This window comes from Agromyces sp. Y575, assembly GCF_059445445.1.
This window is the reverse complement of the sequence record NZ_JCAIUI010000001.1, coordinates 38525-59954: the sequence shown is the minus strand read 5'-3', so window position 1 is coordinate 59954 and position 21430 is coordinate 38525. Positions and strand designations below refer to the sequence as shown.

Here is a 21430-nt window from a genome sequence, read left to right as displayed (position 1 = left end):
CTACACCGAGAAGTACTTCGCCTCGGGGTGGTGGAAGACGAACGCGTCGGTCGATTGCTCGGGGTGCAGTTGCAGCTCCTCCGAGAGCACGACGCCCATGCGCTCGGGCTTCAACAACTCGACGACCTTGCGGCGGTCTTCCATGTCGGGACACGCCGGGTAGCCGAGTGAGAAGCGGGCACCCCGATAGTGGAGCTTGAAGAGTCCAGCGACGTCATCGGGGTCTTCGCCGCCGAGGCCGAGCTCGTCGCGCACACGGGAGTGCCAGTACTCGGCGAGCGCCTCCGTGAGCTGCATGGCGAGCCCGTTGAGCTCGAGGTAGTCGCGGTACCGGTTCTCGGCGAAGATCTTCGCGGTGGCCTCGCTCACGCGCTGCCCTGCCGTCACGAGCTGCACGGCGACGACATCGACTTGGCCCGACTCCCGCGAACGCACGAAGTCGGCGAGGCACAGGTGTCGATCACGGCGCTGGCGCGGGAAGTGGAATCGGAGCCGGTCGCTGCCGATCGCACCGCCCGAGCCGCCATCGGGCGCGAGAAGACCCGAAGCGCCCAGCACGCCGTCAGGGTCGTCGCCGTGATGCAGCACGACCATGTCGTCGCCGTCGGCGACCACCGGGAAGTACCCGTAGGCGACGGATGCGTCGAGCAGCCCCTCGGCGAGGATGCGGTCGAGCCAGTACCGCAGTCGCGGGCGGCCCTCGGTCGCGACGAGTTCGTCATAGCTTGCGCCGTCGTCGGCGCGGCTGGGCTTCAGCCCCCACTGCCCCATGAACGTCGCACGCTCGTCGAGGAACGCGGAGTACTCGGCGAGCGCGATGCCCTTGACGATGCGGGTGCCCCAGAACGGCGGGGTCGGCACGGAGTTGTCGGCCGTGACATCCGATCTCGCGGGCATCGCTTCCGGCTCGGTGGCGGTGAGGAGTCCGGGTCGGTGGATGCGCTTCTTGAGCGCGGGCAGGCCCACGCTCGCCGGATCGGCGCCGCGGGCGACGGCGACGAGCGGCTCCATGAGCGCGAGGCCCTCGAAGGCGTCGCGGGCGTAGCGCACCTCGCCCTCGAAGATGCCGGCGAGATCGTCTTCGACGTAGGTACGGGTGAGTGCGGCGCCGCCGAGGATGACGGGCCAGCGCTTCGCGAGCCCGCGGGCGTTCAGCTCCTCGAGGTTCTCCTTCATCACCACGGTCGACTTCACGAGCAACCCCGACATGCCGATCACGTCGGCGTCGTGCTCTTCGGCCGCCTTGATGATGTCGGCGATGGGCTGCTTGATGCCGAGGTTGATCACCTCGTAGCCGTTGTTCGAGAGGATGATGTCGACGAGGTTCTTACCGATGTCGTGAACGTCACCGCGCACGGTCGCGATGACCATCTTGCCTTTGCCACCTGCGGCCGACTTCTCCATGTGCGGTTCGAGCAGGGCGACTGCGCTCTTCATCACCTCGGCCGACTGCAGCACGAACGGCAGTTGCATCTCGCCCGAGCCGAAGCGTTCGCCGACGACCTTCATGCCCTCGAGCAAGTGCACGTTGATGATCTCGATGGCGCTGAGTCCCCCGGCGCGGGCGAGGTCGAGGTCGGCTTCGAGACCCTTCGCCTCGCCGTCGATGATGCGCCGTTCGAGCCGCTCTCCCACTGGCAGCGCCTCGAGCTCGGCGGCCCGCGCATCGCGGATCGCGGCCATGTCGACGCCGGCGAAGAGATCGAGCATCGTCACGAGCGGATCATAGGTGAGGGTGCCATCGGCGGCGTACTCACGGCGATCCCACACGAGGTCGAGGGCGACCTTGCGCCGGTCATCGGGCACCGAGGCGAGCGGCACGATCTTCGCGGCGTCGACGATCGCGCTCGTGAGGCCGGCCTCGACGGCTTCGTGCAAGAAGACCGAGTTCAGCACCGAACGAGCGGCCGGGTTGAGCCCGAACGACACGTTCGAGACGCCGAGGGTCGTGTTGATGCCGGGGTACTTCGCCGTGATCTGCCGAATCGCATCGATCGTCTCGATCGCATCGCGGCGGGTCTCCTCCTGACCGGTCGCGATGGGGAAGGTGAGGGCGTCGACGATGATGTCGTCGACGCGCATGCCCCACTCGCCGACGAGCGTGTCGACGAGCCTGGATGCGATGCGCACCTTGTTCTCCGCGGTGCGCGCCTGCCCCGCTTCATCGATCGTGAGGGCGATGACGGCGGCACCGTGCTCCTTGACGAGCGGCATGATTCGGGCGAAGCGACTGGCGGGCGCCTCGCCGTCCTCGAAGTTCACCGAGTTGACGACGGGCCGGCCGCCGATGAGTTCGAGACCGGCCTGCAGCACGGCCGGCTCGGTCGAGTCGATGACGAGCGGCAGCGTCGACGCGCTCGCGAGCCGCGACACGATCTCGCGCATGTCGGCTGAGCCGTCACGGCCCACGTAGTCGGTGCACACGTCGAGCAGGTTCGCGCCGTCGCGCACCTGGTTGCGGGCGATCTCGACGCAGTCGTCCCATCGGCCGTCGAGCATCGCCTCGCGGAACGCCTTCGACCCGTTGGCGTTCGTGCGCTCGCCGATCGCGAGATACGAGCTCTCCTGGCTGAAGCTCACGTGCTGGTAGAGGCTCGCGACTCCCGGGTCGTGCTCGCGCGCTGAGTCTGTCGAAGCGAGAGCGGATGCCTCGGACCCGCGCAGCCTCGCGACGACGGCGCTCATGTGCGCGGGCGTGGTGCCGCAGCATCCGCCGACGAGGCTCAGGCCGAACTCGCGCACGAACTGCTCGTGCGCGGTCGCGAGTTCGTCAGGTGTGAGCGGGTAGCTCGCGCCGTTCGCCGCGAGCACCGGCAGTCCGGCGTTCGGCATGCACATGACGGGCACGTTCGAGTACTTCGAGAGGTGCCGCAAGTGCTCACTCATCTCTGCGGGGCCGGTCGCGCAGTTCAGGCCGATCGCGTCGACGCCGAGCGGCTCGAGAGCGGTCAGCGCGGCGCCGATCTCGGAGCCCATGAGCATCGTGCCGGTCGTCTCGACGGTGACTTCGACGAAGATCGGCAGCCGCACGCCGGTCGAGGCGATGGCCTGTTTGCAGCCGTTCACCGCCGATTTCGTCTGCAGCAGGTCTTGCGAGGTCTCGATCAGGAAGGCGTCGGCGCCGCCGCGGATGAGACCCTCGGCCTGGAGCGCGAAGGTCTGCTTCAGGTGCGCGTAGCTCGTGTGACCGAGGCTCGGCAGTTTCGTGCCCGGACCCATCGATCCGAGCACCCAACGCTCGCGACCGTCTTTCGCCTGCCACGCCTCGGCGCGTTCGCGGGCGATGGCGGCGCCGGCCGCGGCGAGCTCCTCGATGCGGTCGTCGATGCCGTAGTCGGAGAGGTTCGACCAGTTCGCCCCGAACGTGTTCGTTTCGACGGCGTCGATGCCGGTCTCGAAGTAGGCGTCGTGGATCTGGCCGATGATGTCGGGCCGGCTCACGTTCAAGATCTCATTGCAACCCTCGAGCTGCTGATAGTCGTCGAGGGTCAGGTCGTGCTCTTGCAGCATCGTGCCCATCGCACCGTCGGCGATGACCACCCGCTGTGCGAGCGCGTCGAGCAGATGCGCCGATCGCTCGGGCCGCACCGCGCCTTCGACATCGACGGATGCGGGCAGGCTCTGCACGGTGGGTTCACTCACCCCGCAATCGTAACGAGCGGGCGATCTCAGCTCTCTCGTGTGACGGATGCGCCGTCACGGTAGCTGAGGCGTGCTGCAGCATGTCCTCCGTTCACAGCGAACCCACAGCTCGGCGAGCCCGAATGCGGAACACTCCTGCGCCCGCCGTCGTTTTCCCTGATGACGCCGCAGCCAGCGACGCCGAGCTTGGAGGAAACGTGTCACAGGACTACCGCAAGACTCCCGAGGCCCTCGCCGGCCTCACTCCGAATCAATACCGGGTCACGCAAGACGGCGGCACCGAGCCGGCGTTCCGCAACGAGTACTGGAACAACCACGATCCCGGCATCTACGTCGACGTCGTCTCGGGGCAGCCGCTCTTCGCCTCGACCGACAAGTACGAGAGCCGTTCGGGCTGGCCGAGCTTCACGAAGCCGATCGACCCTGAGGCCGTCACCGAGCACACCGATCGCTCGCTCTTCATGAAGCGAGTCGAGGTGCGCTCAGCCGGCGCCGACAGCCACCTCGGCCACGTCTTCGACGACGGACCCGCCGATGCCGGCGGCCTGCGCTACTGCATGAACTCCGCAGCCCTCCGCTTCATCCCGCTCGCCGAGCTCGACGAGTCGGGCTACGGTCGATACCGCACCCTCTTCGAGAACCAGGAGAACGCACGATGACTGCACGAACCGAGACCGCCATTCTCGCCGGAGGCTGCTTCTGGGGCATGGAGGACCTGATCCGCAAGCGCCCGGGAGTGCTCAGCACGCGCGTCGGCTACACGGGCGGCGACGTGCCGAACGCGACCTACCGCAACCACGGCACCCACGCCGAGGCGATCGAGATCGTGTACGACCCCGAGACGGAGTCCTTCCGCGACCTGCTCGAGTTCTTCTTCCAGATCCACGACCCGTCGACGAAGAACCGCCAGGGCAACGACATCGGCACGAGCTACCGCTCGGCGATCTTCCCGACGAGCGACGAGCAGGAGGTCGTCGCATACGAGACGATCGCCGATGTCGACGCCTCCGGCCTCTGGCCGGGCCCGGCGACGACCGAGGTCTCCCCCGCCGGCCCGTTCTGGGAGGCCGAGCCCGAGCACCAGGACTACCTGGAGAAGTACCCGAACGGCTACACGTGCCACTTCGTGCGGCCCGGCTGGAAGCTGCCGAAGCGCGACAACGCGGCAACGGCCTGATCCGCCGATGAGCGATGAGCGGCCGTCCCGGCTTCAACGCCGGGGCGGCCGCTCCTGCGTTCAGTGAGCGGATGCCTCGGCAGCCGCTTCATCGAGAGAGAGACTCCTGAGCGTCGCATTCGACGGCACAAAGAACATGGACCCCGTGACCACGGTCGAGACGTCGAGGATACGATCGTGACGACCAGGAAGATCGCAAACCTCGAGAGCGGTGCATCGACGCTCTGCGCGTCGATCGGTACCCGGGCGCTGGACCCCGGCCGCCACGACCGGGTCGAGGCAGCCGCGCGCGAAGTCGACCGACTCAGGCGGGCACGCCGAGGCCGTCGAGCGCGTCCTGCACGATCGTCAGACCGTCGAGGCCGGGCATGCCGCTGATGCTGTCGTCGACCTTTCGCGCGGCGCGCCGACCTTCGGGCCCGCTCATCAGATGATGCATCACGTGCCGTACATCATCAGTGGACATGATGCTCGACCCGACCGGCGCCCAGAACCGGCTCAGCGCGAAGCGCGTGATCTTCTGTGCCTTCACGCTCGCCGCGAGGCGGTCGCGCGCCTGCGAAGTGTAGAACGCCACGTGCCTCGCCTCCTGCTTCGCGATGCGACGCAACAACTCCGCGAGCACCGGATGCTCCTCGAGCTCGGCCATGCGCTGGTAGGCGGTGATCGCCGACCACTCGTTCGCCGCCCCCCACGACATGTGCACCGCCACGAAGTCGGTGCCGACGAGTGATCCGAGCACCGATTGCTTGATGGGGTCGAGGCGGTCCTTCCAGCCGAGCTTCAACCGACTCGCTTTGAGCACGTCGTAGTCGATCGTGATGTCGTGCATCGTGGCGAGCGCCTCGCCGTGCCAGAACTCCTCGCGGTTCCACATCGTCATGAAGGCGCTCACGTCGGCTTCGCGGTGCGATGGAGTCGTCAACAGATCGCGGGTGTAGCAGATGGTGTGGTACTCGACGTCGGCCATGTATCGCAGGGTGCGCAGTGATCGTTCGGGCAGGGGGTGCTCGCGGAAGCTCCCGAGGTCGAGGTCGTCCCAGTGCACGCTGACGGAAGTCGCGGTGTACCTGTCGATGTCGAATGCCATTCGTGTCCTCCCTCGTCGTCTGCGCACTGCGCGCGGTCAGCGTGCGAGATGCGCTCGCACTCGCGCGGCCGTGTGCGCGTCGATACCGGGCAGTTCTCGGATGCCGCGTTCGATGTCCTCCGCCAGGGCCGAGCCTTCGGATCCCGACCAGACGAATCGAGTGAAGAACCCGTGGTCTCCCTCGCCGAGTACTCCGCTGCCGACGGGCATCCCCGACCTGCGCCACTCGCCGCGAGTCAGTCGCACTGCTCGCGGTGATGCCGCCAGGCGGCGCCGCGCCTCCTCATCGAAGAACCGCGTGTGCCGCGCCTTCACCGCGAGGATTCCGGCGAGCGCTTCGGCGAGCGCGGCGCTGCTCGCGGTGTCGACCGCACGTCGGTATGCGGCACTCAGCACCCAGTCGTCGACGAGCCCGACCGCCATGTGCGCTCCGACGACGGATGGGCCCTGAGCGAACCCGGCGAAGGCCCGCCGCACCGGGCCCCGCGCCCCGACCCGTCTCACGACCTCGACGCGCTCGCCGCCACCCGTGGGCGAAACCGGGCCGTTGGCGTCGAGTATCGCTCCCAGTGCGTCGGCGATCCAGAACTTCTCGTACGCCCACGTCACCAGGAAGGCGGTGACGCGCGCATCTTTGTGCGTCGGCGTGACGAGCACGTTTCGGAGGTGCCCCATCGTGGCGCCCTCGAGAATCTGGAGCACCGCGAGCAGCCGCGCCACCTCGGGTGCGAAGGGTGCCGTCGAGAAGACGGCGAGATCGAGTTCAGCGCGGTGGCTGCCGTGCGCAGTGCGCGCGTACTCGCGAACATCGAACCCCGTCGCCGGTGCGACCGTCATGTGCCGAGGCTACCCTTCGGCGCCTACGAGGTCGTGTGCTTCCCGCTCACATGTCCGAACCAGTTTCACGACGATGCGCGATGACCCGATCATGCGCCGAGGAAACTCACGGATTCCGTCACGTGTGCCCGCCCGGTGCGCAGCGGCGGTACGCCTTCCGCCTCGAATCCCACTGAAACGCCGCAGACCAGCACGAGCCCTTCATCGGCCCCGATCGTCTGGCGGACCGTCTCTCGATACATCGTCCACATCACCTGCGGGCAGCTGTGCAACCCCTCCGCCCTCAGCAGTAGCATCACCGTCTGCAGGTATATCCCCGCGTCCGTCCACTGGCCTGGGCCCATCGTCCGATCGACATAGCAAAACAGCACGACAGGCGCGCCGAACGCGCCTGAGTTCAAAGCTGCGATCTTCGCAGGCCGCTCCGGGTCGTCGCGCTCAATCCCCAGCGCCTTATATCTCTGCGCGGCCGCCGCGGAGAAACGATCAAGGTATGGCGAGGCCAGCTCGGCCGGGTACATCGGATACTCCCGCTCATCACCTGGATCTCCAGCCAACGCCCTGGCGGTCGCGCGTCTCTTCAGTTCAGACAAGGGCTCGCCGGCCACGACATGCACATGCCAGGGCTGCAGGTTGCCACTCGATGGTGCCCGCATCGCCGCAGTCAGTACTCGTTCGAGCACCGTCTTGGGCACTGGCTCATCGCTAAACGCGCGCACAGACCGGCGACTGTTTACGGCTTCATACACATCCACGTTTGTTTCCTCCCATCCCCCGATCTACCTTGCCGCGAAATACGGCCCGAATCGGCAACCACTCCCAAGACAGATTCGCCTTCGATCGAGTTGACGTTCAGAATTACCAGCCACGCGGTCTAGCAAGTTGACGGGATGGAGCCTATGACGGACGCACCTAAGCGCACTGAGGCCCGAGCGCAGCATCGGGCAAATGACTACGATGCTTTCGCCGCAGCCTATTCGGCAGAGAACGACGACAGCCTCGCGAACTCGTATTACGAACGGCCCGCCATGCTGGCGTTGGCCGGAGACGTGGCAGGTCGCAGCGTTCTCGATGCCGGGTGTAGCCGGGGATCCGCGGGCGTCTCGCACGCACGCAAGGGTCGCGCAGTTGGCCGCGCACGCACTCAGGACCATTCCGGGCGTGGTCTTCCGGCGATCAGTGCGCCGCGTCAGTGGAGTAGATCGCGTCGACGCAGCCCCGCGGCGCCGATAGCGACCAGTGCAGCGGATGCGGCGGTGAGGAGGAGCATCGGGATCACGGTAAGCGCACCGACCGGAAGCGCCGGCACAAGCGTGTACGGCGAGACGACGAGAGCCTCGCGCGGGACGAGCCCGAGGTCAGCACCCAGCTCGAGCGCAAACAAGCAGCCGAGCACGGCGTAGGCAATCGGGCCGGCGACGCGTGGCGCGAAACCGTACAGAAGCGCGGCGATCGCCGTGATCGCCCAGATCGCCGGGAGCTTGACGAGTGCGGCGGGCGGTGAGCCCGAGCACCCACACGCCTTCCCCGGTGGTCGCCGCGTAGACGATGCCAAGGCCGAGCCCGAATGCGGCCTGGATGACACCTGAGCGAAGATACAGAGCACGATCGCGATGAAGCCGAGAGCAGGGTTCGGCCCTTCGGCAAGGCCACCGAGTGCTGCGTTCGCGGCGAGTTGGTCGGCGGCGCTCGTGGCGACCGCGCCGATGAGAGCGCCGAAGATGAAGACTGGTCCGAACTGCTCTCCGCGCGCCGCTATCGCTCAGACTGGGAGGTTTGATCGTACGGTTTCTGCTGAGCTGGTCAGCGAGAATGCCGCTGAGATACCTCAGTAACGCATCTTCTGTCTCGCAACCCATGGTTACGCGACACCTGCCGTCGATGAGGCGCGATCCTCACCGACGTGGCCTTGCGGGCGTCGGGGTACCGCGTCGCCGATGCCCGGGCGGCAGCCGACTCGCGCAGCGGCGCGAGTCGCTGAACACCTCGGTCAGGCCGCTGACCGCACCCGGTCGTGCAGGAGCTTCGCGGCGAAGCCGAGAGCCTGTTCCGCAAGCGGCTGACGCTGCGCGGGCACGGATGACTCGCTGAGCACGGCGATCGCGAAGACGCCGCCGTCGGCATGCTCGAGCACGCCGACCTCATGGCGCAGATGCAGGAACGTACCGGTCTTGGAGTGCCACACCGCGTCATCCGATTCCAGGTCGGGGGCGAGCCGGTGACGCATGACGTTCATGCCCAGTAGACCTCGCAGCCGATCCTTCTGGCCACTGAGCGACGGGGCGCGCCAGATGCGATCGAGCAGTTCGACGCAAGCGTTCGCGGTGCCTGCGTTCGCGCTCGACACGTCGAGTTGTGGAATGAGGTGGCCGCCGCCGCGCGTGGAGGCCCGGATCGCGAGTTCGAGCGCGTGCGGCATCTGCTCGGGCGGGAGCGTGCTGGCGAGCGTGAGATGCAGTTCTCGGATCGAATGGCGCACGGTGAGGCCCGCGATGCCGGCCTCGCGAAGCGACGCCGTGACCACGTCGGGCGGGCAGAGTGCGAACAAGGCGTCGGCCGCCGTATCGTCGCTCAGGCACACTGCCATGTAGAGCAGGTCTTCGACCGAGACGATCGTCGGGTGCCGGAATCGGCAGTAGCCGGTGACGCCCGGTGTGCGATCGCCCGGGTCGAGGGTCACCGGGCGCGCCGGGTCGATCGTGCCGGCGGCGACGCGTTGCAGCACGGCGAGCGCGAGGGGAAGCTTGACGACGGAGGCGAGCGGGTAGGCGTCGTCCGCGGCCAGCGAGAGCTCCCGTTTGGTGCCGAGGTCGCGCACGGCGATCGACGCGCGCAGGCCCGCCCCACTGAGCACGTCGGCTGCTTCGCGCAGTACTGCCCGGTCAGTGTCCACGTGAAGGCCTCTTCGCCAGCGGAGTGGGGGCGGCGGGACCGCCGACCTCGCTCGAGTGCAGCAGCGCGGCGATGTGCGGGCCGGCGATATCGAGGAATCGCGACGCGAGTTGCCCCTCACGGGAGGCGAGGGCGTATCCGCGCACGAGATGCAGGTCGCCGAGTGCCCGCCACCGGAGGCCGAATGACTCGCCCTCTGTCAGGGTGCAGAGCACGAGGTCTTCACCTCCGAGCACCGCGGCCATCGCGTTGATGTTCGATGGCGAGATCCGGAGCTGTGCCGGCGCAAGTCCGGCGCCGTTCCTCACTCGTTCCAGGCGGTCCCGCACGTGCGGGACGTCGTCTTCGGGCTGCAACCAGAGTCGTGCGATGCGTCGGATGCCCCGGCGCGGACGAAGCTCGGCGAAATAGAACTCCCGGTCGCGCGGGGTCGGCGCCGCCCCCGCGACGCCGAGTGATTCCGCCCATTGAGCGCGGTCGGGCGCGATGGGCTCGAGATTGAGCGTCGTGCGCCCGGCGGCGAGGGACTCGGCCCGTTCTGCGGGACGAGCGGGAACGAGTTCCACGTTCATCGAACGGACCGCTGCACCGGAGGTCAGCTTCGCCGCTTCCACTTCGTCGATGCGATGCGGCACGCCGACCGTCACTGGAAGCCGACGTGACCGCTCCGCATCGTCGGAGAGCTCGTGCGCCGCATCGACGAGTTTGATGGCGCTCGGCAGCACACCGCGACCGAACGCCGTCAGCTCCACCCGCCGCGACGATCGTTCGAAGAGCCGCGCCCCGAGGTGCTGTTCGAGTGCCGCGACGCGGCGGCTCGCCACGGATTGCGTGACCCCCGCACCCGTCGCGCCGGCCGTGAAGCTCTCGTGCTCGGCGACGGAGACGAAGGCCTCGCACGCGGCTCGCAGATCGAGGTGTCGCGACATGCATGCGATTCTTGCATTGATCGCCGCATTCCCGCCTTTGCCTGCATCGCCGACCGCGGGTCAGACTCCGGACATGACGAATCGACCGACATCCCCCGTCTCACGCCGCTCGTTGCTGGCCTTCGGCGGCCTTGCCACCGCCGGGGCAGCCGCGGCCGTCTTCTCGCCGCCGCCGGCGTTCGCCGCACCGCCCTCGCCCGCGGTCGGCGGTCACCGCCAACTGGCGCGGGCGGTCGCCGAACTCGAGCGCGCGACATCCGTCACCATCGGCGTCACCGCTCTCTGGCACGACTCGCGACGCTCATTCCGGTACCGCGGCGGTGAGCTCTTCCCGATGTGCTCCCTGTTCAAGACCCTCGCGGCAGCCGCCCTCGTGCAGGCGCGCGGCTACGACGAGGAGTACTGGGCGACGCCGATTCCCTTCACTCGCGCCGACATCGTCGAGAACTCGAACGTGCTCGACAAGACCACGACGTATCAAGCCACACCCGAAGAACTCGCCGACGCAGCACTGCGCTTCAGCGACAACACGGCCGGCAACCTGATGCTCCGCGAGCTCGGTGGCCCATCGGCGATCACCTCGTTCGCGGCCTCACTCGGTGCGAAGGCGACGCGACTCGACCGGTGGGAACCCGAGCTCAATGACGCGCTGCCCGGCGACGAGCGCGACACGTCGACCCCCGACGACATCGCCGGCCTGTACCGGGCGCTCATCCTCGAGCAGCGCGCCGGTGTGCTCGCCGCCGCTCGACTCCAGGAGTGGATGCTTCGCAACACCACATCGGGCGCCCGGATGCGAGCCGGCCTCACTGCTCCGTTCGAGCTCGCGGACAAGACCGGCGGCGGCGACTACGGGGTGGTCAACGACGCCGGTGTGCTGTGGCGCCCGCGCGCCGAGCCCCTGATCCTCGCGATCATGACGCGCACCGATCGTGCCGACGCGACGTACAACAACGAGGTGCTGGCCGAGGTGACGCGTCTCGTCGCGGCGGTCTGAAGCGCCGGCCCTCTCGCCGAGGGGGGTCAGAGCCGTTGGGGGCCCGACCCGTCGTCACCGAGTGCGTCGTCGGGGTTCAGCAATCCGCACGCCTTCATCGAGAGGCACCCGCAGCCGATGCATCCGGTGAGTTCGCGCTCGAGGCGTTCGATGCCGTGGCGGCGCTTTTCGAGCTGTCGCTTCCAGCGGCGTGAGGCCCGCTGCCAGTCCTCGTGGCTCGGCGTCGTGTCGAGCGGCACGTTCTCGAACGCCGTCTGGACGTCGGAGAGGGGAATGCCGAGCCGCTTCGCAACCGAGATGAGCGAGACGCGCCGCAGCATGTGTCGTGCATAGCGCCGCTGATTGCCGCCCGTGCGTTGGGAGGCGATGAGGCCGAGGTCTTCGTAGAACCGAAGCGCCGACGGTGCGACGCCGGTGCGCCGGCTCATCTCGCCGACGGTCATCAGCTCGTCGGGCGCATGTCGCGCCGTCGACGTCGCGTGCTCGTCATGCTGCGACATCCGGCCCCCTCGTTTGACTTCAAGGCTACTTGAGGTTTTACGGTAGAGGTATGCGAATCGTGAAGTCGGTGATCACCCCGTGACGTACGTGATCGCGCTACCGTGCGTCGACGTGAAAGACAAGGCGTGCATCGACGAGTGTCCCGTCGACTGCATCTACGAGGGCGAACGTTCGCTCTACATCCACCCCGACGAGTGCGTCGACTGCGGGGCGTGCGAGCCCGTGTGCCCCGTCGAGGCGATCTACTACGAAGACGACCTCCCTGAGATGTGGGCCGACTACTACAAGGCCAACGTCGAGTTCTTCGAGATCACCCCCGGTTCGGCGCCGGCGCTCGGCTCCCCCGGCGGCGCCGCCAAGACCGGAATGCTGAGCTTCGACCACCCGGTGATCACCGCGCTCCCCCCGCAGGCGTCGCATTCATGACGGATGCCGCCGCAGTGCGCGACCCGATCGCCACCGCCGACGGGTTCAAGGCCGCCTTCCGCGGGCACCCCGCCGGCATCGGCCTGATCACCGGAATGACGCCCGACGGACCGGTCGGACTGACCGCGTCGAGCATCGCATCGGTGGCAGCAGACCCGCCCGCGCTCTCATTCTCGGTGACGCGAGCGACGGGTTCGGCCGGTGCGCTGCTCGCAGCGGAGACCGTCGTCGTGCACTTCCTCGCCGCACATCAGGTCGACGTCGCCCGCGCGTTCTCGCACTCTGGCGCGCCCCGGTTCACGACCGAACAGGGGTGGTCGTGGCTCGAGACCGGTGAGCCGTGGCTCGCCGACGCGAGTGCTGCGCTGCGCTGTCGCACCCTGCAGACCGTGCCGGTCGGCGGCTCGTCCCTCGTCGTCGCCGAGGTGCTCGAGGTGTTCCTCGGGCCCGCAGCGCCGTCGCTCGTCTACCGCGATCGCCGCTTCCACCGCCTCGACCACGACATCCCCGAGCTCTGACCCGCCACCGCCGCTCTCAAACGTGATCGGCACATCGAAAGGAAGCATCCGAATGCCGGCCTACTCACTGCCCGACCTGCCCTACGACTACTCAGCGCTCGCGCCGCACATCTCGGCGACGATCATGGAGTTGCACCACTCCAAGCACCATCAGGCTTACGTGACCGGCGCGAACACCGCGCTCGAGCAGCTCGCGGAGGCCCGCGAGAGCGGCAACCTCGCGAATGTCAACAAGCTCGAGAAAGACCTGGCATTCAACCTCGGCGGCCACATCAACCACAGCGTCTTCTGGCAGAACATGTCGCCCGACGGCGGGGCTTCTCCCGACGGCGAGCTCGCGGCGGCCATCGACGACGGCTTCGGCTCGTTCGACGCGTTCCGTGCCCACTTCACGGCGACCGCGCTCGGCGTGCAGGGCTCGGGCTGGGCGGTGCTCGCCTGGGACAGCGTCGGCGCCCGGCCCGTGATCTTCCAGCTCTTCGACCAGCAGGGCAACGCGCCGCTCGGCGTGACCCCGCTGCTGCAGCTCGACGTGTGGGAGCACGCGTACTACCTCGACTACCGCAACGTGCGCGCCGACTACGTGAAGGCGTTCTGGGAGATCGTCGACTGGGCCGACGTGCAGGCCCGCTTCACCAATGCTCGCACCGCGACGAGCGGTCTCATCGTGCCGAGCGCCAACTGAGCACTCCGCCCGAACCCCCTCGCGCGCCACGGCGCCGGCGTCGACGACGCCGGCGCCCGTCGGTCGCGCTGCTCGCGGTGCAGATACGGCGCTACGGGCTCCTCGCTCTGATCCTCCTCACCGCGATCGGAACATTGATCGCCTGGTTGAGCCGGTAGAGCGACGCCAGCGGTTTCGGATGCCGCTCTCCGGCACTTCGGCTAAGATGGGAAGTTCTTTGCCAGACGACTCCGCGGGGTCGCCGAGAGGGAGGAACTCCCCGATGACCATGGAATCCGTATGGATGACGCCGGCCGCACTGGAGCGGCTCGAAGCGGAACTCGCCGAACTCTCGCGGCCCGGACGAACACTGACCGCCACTGAGCAGGCGCGCGCCACTGAGCTTCGCGCGATGGTGCGCAACGCGGAGGTGGGTCTCAAGCCCGACGACGGGCTCGTCGAGCCCGGTATGCGCATCACGGTGCGGTTCGACGGCGACGCCGAGCCGACGAGCTTCCTGCTCGGCAGTCGCGAGCTCGCCGACCTCGATGGGAGCGTCGACCTCGACGTGTATTCACCGACCTCCCCGCTCGGCGCGGCGATCATCGGCCGGTACGTCGGCGACTCCGTCGCCTATGAGGCGCCGAACCGCACCGTGCAGGTCACGGTGCTCGAAGCGGTGCCCTTCGGCTGACCCACCAGCCCGCATGACTCGGGTTCGGTCACGCTGTGCGATGAGATCGCAGAGGACTATCGCGAGCGCTCCTTCGCGCCGAGTTCGGTGAGCTCGCTGAGGGCGACCCTGATCGTGTGCTCGATCAGCGCTGAGTCGATCGTTTGAAGGCCCGGAAGCAGCGCTCGCATCAGCAACGGCCCCGTGAGGAGGTCGCTGATCCACTCCACATCCACGGATGCATCGAGCTCGCCACGATCGATCGCACGATGCACGGCGCGAGTCGTCGCCGTGCGTCGGGGGCCCAGGAACTCGGCGGAGAAGCGCTGAGCGGCGTCGGGTTGCATCGAGAGGTCGTCGATCAGTCCCGGAAGACCGCGAGCGATCAGCGGGTGGTTGAACAGTTCCAGGCGATGCTGCTGGATGGTTCGCAGGTCGGTCTCGAGGTCGCCGGTGTCGACGCCGGGGTCGGTGCCGAACCGGTCGCTCAGCACTGCGATGACGAGTTCTGCGGTGGTGCTGAATCGCCGGTACACGGCAGCACGCGTCGTCGAGGCGTCTTTGGCGACGCGGCCGATCGTGAGCGCCCGGTAGTTCTCGAGTTCGATGATCCGCGCGGCAGCATCGAGAACTGCGCGGTCGATGCTCTCGTGCCGTGGTCGCCCCAATGTCATTGCCGCCATACGATACATTCTGTACCGTAAAGCTTCGAGACCGCCATCCCACCACGATGACGTGCCCCACCGGCCAGTGACACGATCAGCGGCCGCCTGATCCAGCGATTCCGTCACTCTGCCGACAAGGTCCTCATGCCGACTCCGACTCCGCTCCCCCAACTGTCTCGACGTTCCGGCGGCACGACGCGCTCTCCGGTTCGCGATTTGCTCGCGCTCACCGAGAACCCCGACATCATTTCATTCGCCGGCGGACTCCCGGCGCCGGAGCTCTTTGATCTCGGCGGGCTTCGAGGCTCGTTCGATGCTGTGCTCGCCGATCCGGGCGCCTTGCAGTATTCGACGACCGAGGGAAATGTCGCGCTTCGCGAGTTCATCGCCGATCGGTACACCGCTCAGGGTCTGCCGACCACGAGCGACGAGATCCTCATCACGACCGGGTCGCAGCAGGCGCTCAGCCTTTTGGCGCTCTCACTGCTCGATCCGGGCGACACGGTGCTCGTCGAGCGCCCGAGCTATCTCGCCGCACTCCAAGCGTTCACCCTCGCTGGGGCGCGCGTTGTCAGCATCCCAGTGAATGCCGACGGCATCGACCTCGACGCCCTGCACCGGCTGGCCCTGCAGCATCGCCCCAAGCTCATGTACACGGTGCCGACGTTTCAGAATCCCACCGGCACCACGCTCGACCTCGGAACGCGCGAGGGCCTCACTCGGCTCGCTGCCACCCACGGATTCCGAATCATAGAAGACGAGCCCTACCGCGAGTTGCGGTACTCGGGCGAACCGCTGCCCTATCTCGCCGCCCTCTCGATCGAGCACGTCATCACCGTCGGCAGTTTCTCCAAGATCCTCGCACCTGGACTTCGCCTCGGCTGGATCCGAACTCGAGCCGATCTCCATTCGACCGTCGTTGTGACCAAGCAGGCCGCCGATCTGCACACGTCGACCGTCGACCAGGCGGCTGCGGCGCACTACGTGCGCGGCGGCACCCTCGAGGCCGTGCTCGGCCGAATCCGCGCAGCGTACCGCGAGCGTCGCGACGCGATGCTCGGCGCGCTGCCCGCGACGCTTCCAGCCGGCAGCACGTGGACCATCCCGCAAGGCGGGATGTTCGTGTGGGTCACGCTGCCGCACGGGCATGACGCGTCGCACCAGCTGGACCGGGCGATCGAGCACTCGGTCGCGTACGTGCCGGGAGCGCCGTTCTACGCTGATCGACCGGACCCAACCGCGCTGCGGCTCTCGTTCACCACCTACGCACCCACCACGATCATCGAGGGACTCAGTCGCCTGGCGCAGTCGTTCTGAAAGTCGCGACCCCTCGACATTGAACCAATTGGTTCAGTCTGCGATACTGAACTTCTTAGTTCACTGTTGAGCATAGAGCTTCCGTCCTCCATCGGAGGTACGAGGGCTCGGGAAAGGGTTCCACCATGTCGACATCCGATACCGCTGCCCGCGGCGAGAGAACAACGACCCGACTCCTCGTCTGCGGCGTCCTCGCCGGACCAGTGTTCCTCGTCATCTGGGCGCTGCAGGCCATCACTCGCGACGGGTTCGATCCGACTCGTCATCCACTGAGTCTGCTCAGCCTCGGCGAGCTGGGATGGATTCAGGTCTCGAGCTTCGTGCTCGCGGGTGCGTTGTACGTTGCGTGCGCTCTCGGCCTGCGACGCCGACTCCACCCTGGACGCGCGTCGACCTGGGCGCCCATCCTGATCGCACTCAACGGCATCGGCCTGATCATCGCCGGCGTCTTCATCACAGACGCGGGCGCCGGCTTCCCGCCCGGCGCGCCACAAGGGGCTCCCGACATCAGCTGGCACGGCATTCTGCACGAGACCGGATTCGGCATTGCGACCGTGTCGTGGATCGTCGCCTGCGTCGTACTCGCACGCCGGTTCGCGTCGGATGGAAGGCCGGGATGGGTTGCGCTGTGCGTGGTCGCCCTCGTGTTCAACATCGGCGTCAGCGCGTGGCCCGATCTCGGGAGTCTGAGCCTGCGGCTCGTCGTGGGGACTGCGATCTCGTTCGGCTTCGTCGCCGCGATCTCAGTCCGCCTGATCCTCGACGGCCCGGGCGACGTCGCCGCCCGGAGCTCATCGATTCCGGCGACTCCATCTCGCGTCTCTCACAACTGAACGGGACAGCGCAGGGTGGGTCCTCGGACACGGTCGGTGTCCACGAGCACGGGCACCTGTGGCCAGGCGAGTTCCGGAGCATACTGGCAGCGTCCGCGCGAAGGGAGCCGCCATGTCGCGAGGCACCGATGGCGACAGCCACTCGAAGTCCCGAACGGATGCCGCGCGGGCGGCGCGCCCGTCCAGCCCCCGACCACGCGTCGTGCTCGTCACCGGCGCGAGCAGCGGCATCGGCAAAGCGACCGCACTGGGGCTGGCTCGAACGGGTGCGCACCTCGCGATCGTCGGGCGTGATCGGCAGCGCACAGACCCGGCGCGTCATCGTGCCGCTCATCAAGCCGTTCATGAAGACCCCGGCCCAGGGCGCAGCGACATCGATCAGGCTGGCCTCCGCTCCCGAACTCGAGCGGGTCACCGGCGAGTTCTTCTCGAATCCGAGCGAGAAATCAACTTTAGATGCTCTAAGATTGATTTGACTTCGAATTCCGCCCACCTTAGGAGGCCTCGATGCCGACATTCATCGAACGGGTATGGGATCCCGATGACGTCGGCCAGCTCGGGCGCAAAGACCGCGCACCCGGCCGCTACCACTCCTTCATCCCCGATGAGCTGGGTACCGCGCTCCCCGCGCTCGGTGAAGAGGCGCAGTCGGCGGCCGAAGACGCCGTGACGGTGCTCGCGCGCGCCGACGAGCGCATCGGGTCCCGCGGCGCCTACCTGAATCACCTGCTGATCCGGTCGGAGAGCATCTCGTCGTCGTGGATCGAGGGCAACCGCATCAGCCCGAAGCGGCTGGCGATCGCCGAGTCGCTGCGCGAGGGCAGCCGGGTCGCGCTCGACGTGATCGGCAACGTGCGCGCGACCGAAGCCGCCATCGACGCGCTCGCCGATCGCTCCCGGCCCATCACCGTGGCCGACATCGAGGGCCTGCAGCACGCCATCGAGCCGACACTCGAGCCCGGGTTGCGCACCGAGCAGAATTGGGTCGGCGGGCCGGGCTGGAGTCCGCTGCGAGCCGAGTTCATCCCACCGCCGGAAACCGAGGTGCCACGGCTGGTCACCGATCTCGCACGCTTCGTGACCGAGACGACCGGCAACCCGGTCGTGCGCGCTGCGATCGCCCACGCGCAGTTCGAGACGATCCACCCCTTCATCGACGGCAACGGCCGCACCGGGCGCGCGCTCATCCACACGGTGCTCCACCGGGCGGACGCGCTGCGCAACATCCTCATCCCCATCAGCACGGTCTTCGCCGGAGACACGAGCGCGTACATCGCCGGTCTCACCGCGTTCCGCGCCGACCCGCCACAACTCGACGACTGGGTCATCGCTTTCGCCCAGGCCACCGAGGGTGCCGCGGGCAACGCTGTGCGCCTGTCCGCCGACGTCGCAGCGCTCGATGAACGCACGCGCGAGGAGCTGATCGTCTACCGTCGGGCCCGGGGCCAGACGCCCGCGGTCCCGCGACGCGGCGCCGTCATCGGCCGCATCCTCGACGGGCTCGCGACTGACCCCGTCCTCACCGTCGAGTCCGCCGCCCAGCAGCACGGGGTGTCGAAGACCGCGGCGCACAACGCCCTGGTCGAACTGGCCGACGCCGGTATCCTCGGCCGCACAAAGGATCAGCGCGGACGGCTCATCTGCTGGACCGCAGACCGGCACCTCGCGCTCGTCGCCATCACCGAGCGCAGCAACCGCGTCGGAGCCGGGGACACCGCCGGACGCAGGCCCAAGCAGGGGCCGCCACTACCCGAGATCGGCCAGTTCGGTCGCTTGCAGACGCCCCCGCACAGCGGACGCAACAGGTGACAGCGCCGAATGTGCCGTCGACGGTGCGCTCACGCTCCTGCCTGCGGCGCGCCGAAGTCGACGGGCTCGAATCGGGGCTGTTGTTCGCTGCCCGCAGTGCCGGACTGACCTGGGTGCAGATCGCCGAGGCATGCTCACGCATCGCGCAGCGCACCCAGTCCGCGAATCGCGTCGGCAATGCTTTCTGCGGGATCTGCGACTTCGTTGTGTAGCGCCCACCAGCTGAGCGATTCCATGATCACGGTGTGAATCGCCGCCCCAGCGGCGACCGATCGCAGACTCGCTTGGCTCTCGCCGCGACGAGTTGCAAAGAAGTCGATGAACTCACGCCGCCAGCCGTCGAAGGTTGCTGATCGGCTGTGTTGCAGCTCCGATGACAGCGCAATCAGACGCAGTCGGGCTCGCATGGTGGTGACTTCTTCGACGTTGCGAGCGAATACCTTTGCGACGGCATCCGCGACAGCGTCGAGGGCAGGTGTCTGGTCAAGCGCGGCGCGCAGTTCTGCGGCGAGCGCGGCGACGGAGACTTCGATCCCTCCCCAGACGATGTCGGCTTTCGCCGGAAAGTAGCGATGCAGGGTGCGCACGCTCATTCCCACCACTTCAGCAAGCGCACTCATCGATGCCCGTTGGTAACCGACCTCTTCGATGAATTCGAGGAGCCTCGAGCGCAACGCCTCCGGATCCGCGATTGGCGGACGGCCGATCCGTGCTTCGGTTCGCTGCATCCGTTCACGCTACCGTTTGGCAGGGTGCGCGTTTTGGCATAGTCTGCCATAACAGTTCAGTCACCGACTCGGAGGCCACAATGTCCTTTCCCTTTCCCGATGTGTCCACCCGTCCTCTCGCGGATCTGATCTCGCTGACCGGGCGAGCGGCTCTCGTCACCGGCGGCGCGCAAGGACTCGGCCGCGCCATCGCGGAGCGTCTGGCGGAAGCAGGTGCGAATGTCGCACTGGCCGATCTGAACATCGAACTCGCAATCGAAGCCGCTGAGGAGATCAGTACACGTCACGGCATCACCGCCGTGGGTGTGCGGATGGACGTCACCGACGAGAAGTCCGTCTCGGATGCGGCGGCCAAGGCTGCAGCCGTGACCGGCGCGCTGACCATCTGGGTGAACAACGCTGGTCTCTTCCCGAGCGTCCCCGTGCCGCAGATGTCAGTCGAGTTGTGGGATCAGGTATATGCCGTCAACACTCGCGGAACGTTCCTCGGCGCACGCGAGGCCGTGAGCCAGATGGCGGAAAGCGGCGGCGTTATCGTCAACATCGTCTCCACCGCCGGCTTCCAGGCTCCGGCACCCGGCCTTACCGCATACGTGGGTTCGAAACATGCAGCGCGCGGCATGACGAAGGCGATGGCCCTCGAGTTCGCCCCTCTCGGTATCCGCGTTCTCGGCGTCGCACCGAGCTATGTGCCCACCGAGGGCAACATCGCCATGGCGACGACCATGATGGAGCAGGCAGCAGCCGCCGGAATCGAGATTCCGCCCATGGATGTCATGAACCAGAGTCTGATCGGCCGCACCGGCACGCCCGACGACATTGCCCGCGTCGTCCTCTTTGCCGCAAGCGACCTCTCCACGATCATGACGGGAAGCGTCCTGCTCGCCGACGCTGGCGAGACCATCTGACGTGACGAACGCAACCCTTGTTCGTGGCAGCGCTCGACGACAACGGCAATAGCCGAACCTATCCTCGATCCGTCAGCTGACAGCCCCGAACCAGCCACCCCGTTGAGGATTCAGCCCGTTTCGGGTCCTCACCGGTCGTCTCGGGAACAGCCGGTTCGCGGTCGGCCCGCGCCATCACTGACGCCGCGCGAGGAACTCGAGCACGCGTCGTGTGAGGAGTTTCGTCGCGGCGGCGTCGTAGCTCGGCAGGCAGGGGTCCGCGAAATAGTGCTGGTCGCCCGAATAGAGGAACAGCTCGGCGGCGTCGGCTGACTCGACGAGTTCACGGGCAGCCTCCACATCGCCCTCCTTCATGAAGATCGGGTCGGCATCCATCCCGTGGATCTGCACTGGAACACCGGCAGGCCACCCGCCGAACTCCGCGACGGGGACGCAGGAGTAGAAGAACAGCGCGCCTTTCGTGCCGGCACGGGTCTGGGCGAGCTTCTGCGCGGGCATGACCCCGAGCGAGAAGCCTGCATAGACGAGCTCGTTGGTCAGCGGATGCGCGGCGCGCTCGCCGCGTGCGATGATCTCATCCCAACCGACCTCGTCGGCGTATGCGACACCGGCCTCGATGGAGTCGAAGGTGCGCCCCTCGAAGAGACCGGGCGTGTGCACGGTGTGGCCCGCTCGACGTAGCTCGTTCGCGAAGAGGTGCAAACCCTCCGTGAGGCCGAGCGCGTGATGGAAGAGCAGTACTTCGGCCATCATGACTCCTTCGTCCGCGTCGATCGGCGACGTCGATCGATCTCTCGTTCGCATGCATTATAGGTGACTATTTT

Annotated in this window: 22 protein-coding genes and 1 pseudogene; 12 read left to right on the top strand and 11 right to left on the bottom strand. The window is 67.4% G+C overall.

The features are described 5' to 3' along the window. Nucleotides 1–3627: a methionine synthase gene (gene metH, locus AC1C2U_RS00325; RefSeq protein WP_495360813.1), complete on the bottom strand. Its 3627-nt coding sequence runs from the start codon at nt 3625–3627 to the stop codon at nt 1–3. A 212-nt stretch (nt 3628–3839) separates the two neighbouring features. Here metH and msrB point away from each other — a divergent pair, with 212 nt between their 5' ends. Together msrB and msrA are read left to right on the top strand one after the other, a co-directional pair. Beyond that, the gene (gene msrB, locus AC1C2U_RS00320; RefSeq protein WP_495359734.1) at nt 3840–4301 is read left to right on the top strand and encodes a peptide-methionine (R)-S-oxide reductase MsrB; all 462 of its coding nucleotides are present in this window, start codon (nt 3840–3842) and stop codon (nt 4299–4301) included. Next, nucleotides 4298–4819, top strand: a complete 522-nt coding sequence (gene msrA / locus AC1C2U_RS00315; protein WP_495359733.1) for a peptide-methionine (S)-S-oxide reductase MsrA — start codon at nt 4298–4300, stop codon at nt 4817–4819. Before msrB ends, msrA begins: the two co-directional genes overlap by 4 nt. Before the next feature lie 304 nt (nt 4820–5123). On the opposite strand, the gene AC1C2U_RS00310 is transcribed toward msrA, so the two are convergent. The 6 genes from AC1C2U_RS00310 to AC1C2U_RS00285 all read right to left on the bottom strand — a co-directional run bounded on the left by AC1C2U_RS00310 (nt 5124) and on the right by AC1C2U_RS00285 (nt 10567). Continuing rightward, nucleotides 5124–5909 (bottom strand): ferritin-like domain-containing protein, encoded by a 786-nt coding sequence (locus AC1C2U_RS00310; RefSeq protein ID WP_495359732.1) that lies wholly within the window; start codon nt 5907–5909, stop codon nt 5124–5126. 36 nt (nt 5910–5945) lie between these two features. Further along, nucleotides 5946–6746: a hypothetical protein gene (locus AC1C2U_RS00305; protein ID WP_495359731.1), complete on the bottom strand. Its 801-nt coding sequence runs from the start codon at nt 6744–6746 to the stop codon at nt 5946–5948. Nucleotides 6747–6835: 89 nt separating this feature from the next. Further along, nucleotides 6836–7501, bottom strand: coding sequence for a nitroreductase (locus AC1C2U_RS00300; protein WP_495359730.1), 666 nt, complete (start codon nt 7499–7501; stop codon nt 6836–6838). 434 nt (nt 7502–7935) lie between these two features. Beyond that, nucleotides 7936–8331, bottom strand: coding sequence for an efflux permease Rv1217c-related protein (locus tag AC1C2U_RS00295; protein WP_495359729.1), 396 nt, complete (start codon nt 8329–8331; stop codon nt 7936–7938). A gap of 405 nt (nt 8332–8736) precedes the next feature. Beyond that, a complete protein-coding gene (locus tag AC1C2U_RS00290) occupies nt 8737–9639 on the bottom strand; it encodes a serine hydrolase (protein ID WP_495359728.1) in 903 nt (300 codons plus the stop codon). Further along, nucleotides 9629–10567 carry a LysR family transcriptional regulator gene (locus AC1C2U_RS00285; RefSeq protein ID WP_495359727.1) on the bottom strand — a complete coding sequence of 313 codons (939 nt, stop codon included), beginning with the start codon at nt 10565–10567 and terminating at the stop codon, nt 9629–9631. The genes AC1C2U_RS00290 and AC1C2U_RS00285 overlap by 11 nt, the downstream gene beginning before the upstream one ends. A gap of 73 nt (nt 10568–10640) precedes the next feature. Between AC1C2U_RS00285 and bla the strand changes: the two genes are divergently transcribed. Then, a complete protein-coding gene (gene bla / locus AC1C2U_RS00280; protein WP_495359726.1) occupies nt 10641–11564 on the top strand; it encodes a class A beta-lactamase in 924 nt (307 codons plus the stop codon). A 26-nt stretch (nt 11565–11590) separates the two neighbouring features. On the opposite strand, the gene soxR is transcribed toward bla, so the two are convergent. Then, nucleotides 11591–12064 carry a redox-sensitive transcriptional activator SoxR gene (soxR, locus tag AC1C2U_RS00275; RefSeq protein WP_495359725.1) on the bottom strand — a complete coding sequence of 158 codons (474 nt, stop codon included), beginning with the start codon at nt 12062–12064 and terminating at the stop codon, nt 11591–11593. A gap of 79 nt (nt 12065–12143) precedes the next feature. On the opposite strand from soxR, the gene fdxA reads away from it, so the two are divergent. The 4 genes from fdxA to AC1C2U_RS00255 all read left to right on the top strand — a co-directional run bounded on the left by fdxA (nt 12144) and on the right by AC1C2U_RS00255 (nt 14367). Next, nucleotides 12144–12491 (top strand): ferredoxin, encoded by a 348-nt coding sequence (fdxA, locus tag AC1C2U_RS00270; protein ID WP_495359724.1) that lies wholly within the window; start codon nt 12144–12146, stop codon nt 12489–12491. After that, on the top strand, nt 12488–13009 hold the full coding sequence (locus tag AC1C2U_RS00265) for a flavin reductase family protein (RefSeq protein ID WP_495359723.1): 522 nt from the start codon (nt 12488–12490) through the stop codon (nt 13007–13009). The genes fdxA and AC1C2U_RS00265 overlap by 4 nt, the downstream gene beginning before the upstream one ends. Nucleotides 13010–13061: 52 nt before the next feature. Next, on the top strand, nt 13062–13694 hold the full coding sequence (locus AC1C2U_RS00260; RefSeq protein WP_495359722.1) for a superoxide dismutase: 633 nt from the start codon (nt 13062–13064) through the stop codon (nt 13692–13694). 262 nt (nt 13695–13956) lie between these two features. Next, a complete protein-coding gene (locus tag AC1C2U_RS00255; protein WP_495359721.1) occupies nt 13957–14367 on the top strand; it encodes a GreA/GreB family elongation factor in 411 nt (136 codons plus the stop codon). 56 nt (nt 14368–14423) lie between these two features. Here the strand turns inward: AC1C2U_RS00255 and AC1C2U_RS00250 are convergent, their stop codons facing one another. Beyond that, a complete protein-coding gene (locus AC1C2U_RS00250) occupies nt 14424–15029 on the bottom strand; it encodes a TetR/AcrR family transcriptional regulator (RefSeq protein ID WP_495359720.1) in 606 nt (201 codons plus the stop codon). A gap of 126 nt (nt 15030–15155) precedes the next feature. On the opposite strand from AC1C2U_RS00250, the gene AC1C2U_RS00245 reads away from it, so the two are divergent. From AC1C2U_RS00245 to AC1C2U_RS00230, 4 genes and pseudogenes are all read left to right on the top strand, one after another. Continuing rightward, nucleotides 15156–16328, top strand: coding sequence for an aminotransferase-like domain-containing protein (locus AC1C2U_RS00245; protein WP_495359719.1), 1173 nt, complete (start codon nt 15156–15158; stop codon nt 16326–16328). Nucleotides 16329–16453: 125 nt separating this feature from the next. Then, entirely contained in the window at nt 16454–17161 is a 708-nt protein-coding gene (locus tag AC1C2U_RS00240) for a DUF998 domain-containing protein (protein ID WP_495359718.1), read from the top strand. A 112-nt stretch (nt 17162–17273) separates the two neighbouring features. Next, a pseudogene (locus tag AC1C2U_RS00235) lies at nt 17274–17417 on the top strand (hypothetical protein); the annotation flags it as partial. 251 nt (nt 17418–17668) lie between these two features. Further along, nucleotides 17669–18970, top strand: coding sequence for a Fic family protein (locus AC1C2U_RS00230; protein WP_495359717.1), 1302 nt, complete (start codon nt 17669–17671; stop codon nt 18968–18970). A 134-nt stretch (nt 18971–19104) separates the two neighbouring features. Here AC1C2U_RS00230 and AC1C2U_RS00225 read toward each other — a convergent pair whose 3' ends face one another. Continuing rightward, nucleotides 19105–19698, bottom strand: a complete 594-nt coding sequence (locus tag AC1C2U_RS00225) for an acyl-CoA-like ligand-binding transcription factor (protein ID WP_495359716.1) — start codon at nt 19696–19698, stop codon at nt 19105–19107. On the opposite strand from AC1C2U_RS00225, the gene AC1C2U_RS00220 reads away from it, so the two are divergent. Continuing rightward, complete coding sequence (locus AC1C2U_RS00220) at nt 19680–20606, top strand: SDR family NAD(P)-dependent oxidoreductase (RefSeq protein ID WP_495359715.1); 927 nt, start codon at nt 19680–19682, stop codon at nt 20604–20606. The two genes, AC1C2U_RS00225 and AC1C2U_RS00220, sit on opposite strands and share 19 nt — an antisense overlap. 174 nt (nt 20607–20780) lie before the next feature. Here the strand turns inward: AC1C2U_RS00220 and AC1C2U_RS00215 are convergent, their stop codons facing one another. Next, entirely contained in the window at nt 20781–21356 is a 576-nt protein-coding gene (locus tag AC1C2U_RS00215; protein WP_495359714.1) for a dienelactone hydrolase family protein, read from the bottom strand. Nucleotides 21357–21430: the final 74 nt, after the last annotated feature.

What these genes read in the sequence shown, in the direction of transcription:
- msrA (WP_495359733.1), top strand. Translation starts at nt 4,298, where the DNA reads ATGACTGCACGAACCGAGACCGCCATTCTCGCCGGAGGCTGCTTCTGG.
- AC1C2U_RS00310 (WP_495359732.1), bottom strand. Translation starts at nt 5,909, where the DNA reads ATGGCATTCGACATCGACAGGTACACCGCGACTTCCGTCAGCGTGCAC.
- AC1C2U_RS00305 (WP_495359731.1), bottom strand. Translation starts at nt 6,746, where the DNA reads ATGACGGTCGCACCGGCGACGGGGTTCGATGTTCGCGAGTACGCGCGC.
- AC1C2U_RS00285 (WP_495359727.1), bottom strand. Translation starts at nt 10,567, where the DNA reads ATGTCGCGACACCTCGATCTGCGAGCCGCGTGCGAGGCCTTCGTCTCC.
- bla (WP_495359726.1), top strand. Translation starts at nt 10,641, where the DNA reads ATGACGAATCGACCGACATCCCCCGTCTCACGCCGCTCGTTGCTGGCC.
- soxR (WP_495359725.1), bottom strand. Translation starts at nt 12,064, where the DNA reads ATGTCGCAGCATGACGAGCACGCGACGTCGACGGCGCGACATGCGCCC.
- AC1C2U_RS00265 (WP_495359723.1), top strand. Translation starts at nt 12,488, where the DNA reads ATGACGGATGCCGCCGCAGTGCGCGACCCGATCGCCACCGCCGACGGG.
- AC1C2U_RS00260 (WP_495359722.1), top strand. Translation starts at nt 13,062, where the DNA reads ATGCCGGCCTACTCACTGCCCGACCTGCCCTACGACTACTCAGCGCTC.
- AC1C2U_RS00255 (WP_495359721.1), top strand. Translation starts at nt 13,957, where the DNA reads ATGACCATGGAATCCGTATGGATGACGCCGGCCGCACTGGAGCGGCTC.
- AC1C2U_RS00250 (WP_495359720.1), bottom strand. Translation starts at nt 15,029, where the DNA reads ATGGCGGCAATGACATTGGGGCGACCACGGCACGAGAGCATCGACCGC.
- AC1C2U_RS00245 (WP_495359719.1), top strand. Translation starts at nt 15,156, where the DNA reads ATGCCGACTCCGACTCCGCTCCCCCAACTGTCTCGACGTTCCGGCGGC.
- AC1C2U_RS00240 (WP_495359718.1), top strand. Translation starts at nt 16,454, where the DNA reads ATGTCGACATCCGATACCGCTGCCCGCGGCGAGAGAACAACGACCCGA.
- AC1C2U_RS00230 (WP_495359717.1), top strand. Translation starts at nt 17,669, where the DNA reads ATGCCGACATTCATCGAACGGGTATGGGATCCCGATGACGTCGGCCAG.
- AC1C2U_RS00225 (WP_495359716.1), bottom strand. Translation starts at nt 19,698, where the DNA reads ATGCAGCGAACCGAAGCACGGATCGGCCGTCCGCCAATCGCGGATCCG.
- AC1C2U_RS00215 (WP_495359714.1), bottom strand. Translation starts at nt 21,356, where the DNA reads ATGGCCGAAGTACTGCTCTTCCATCACGCGCTCGGCCTCACGGAGGGT.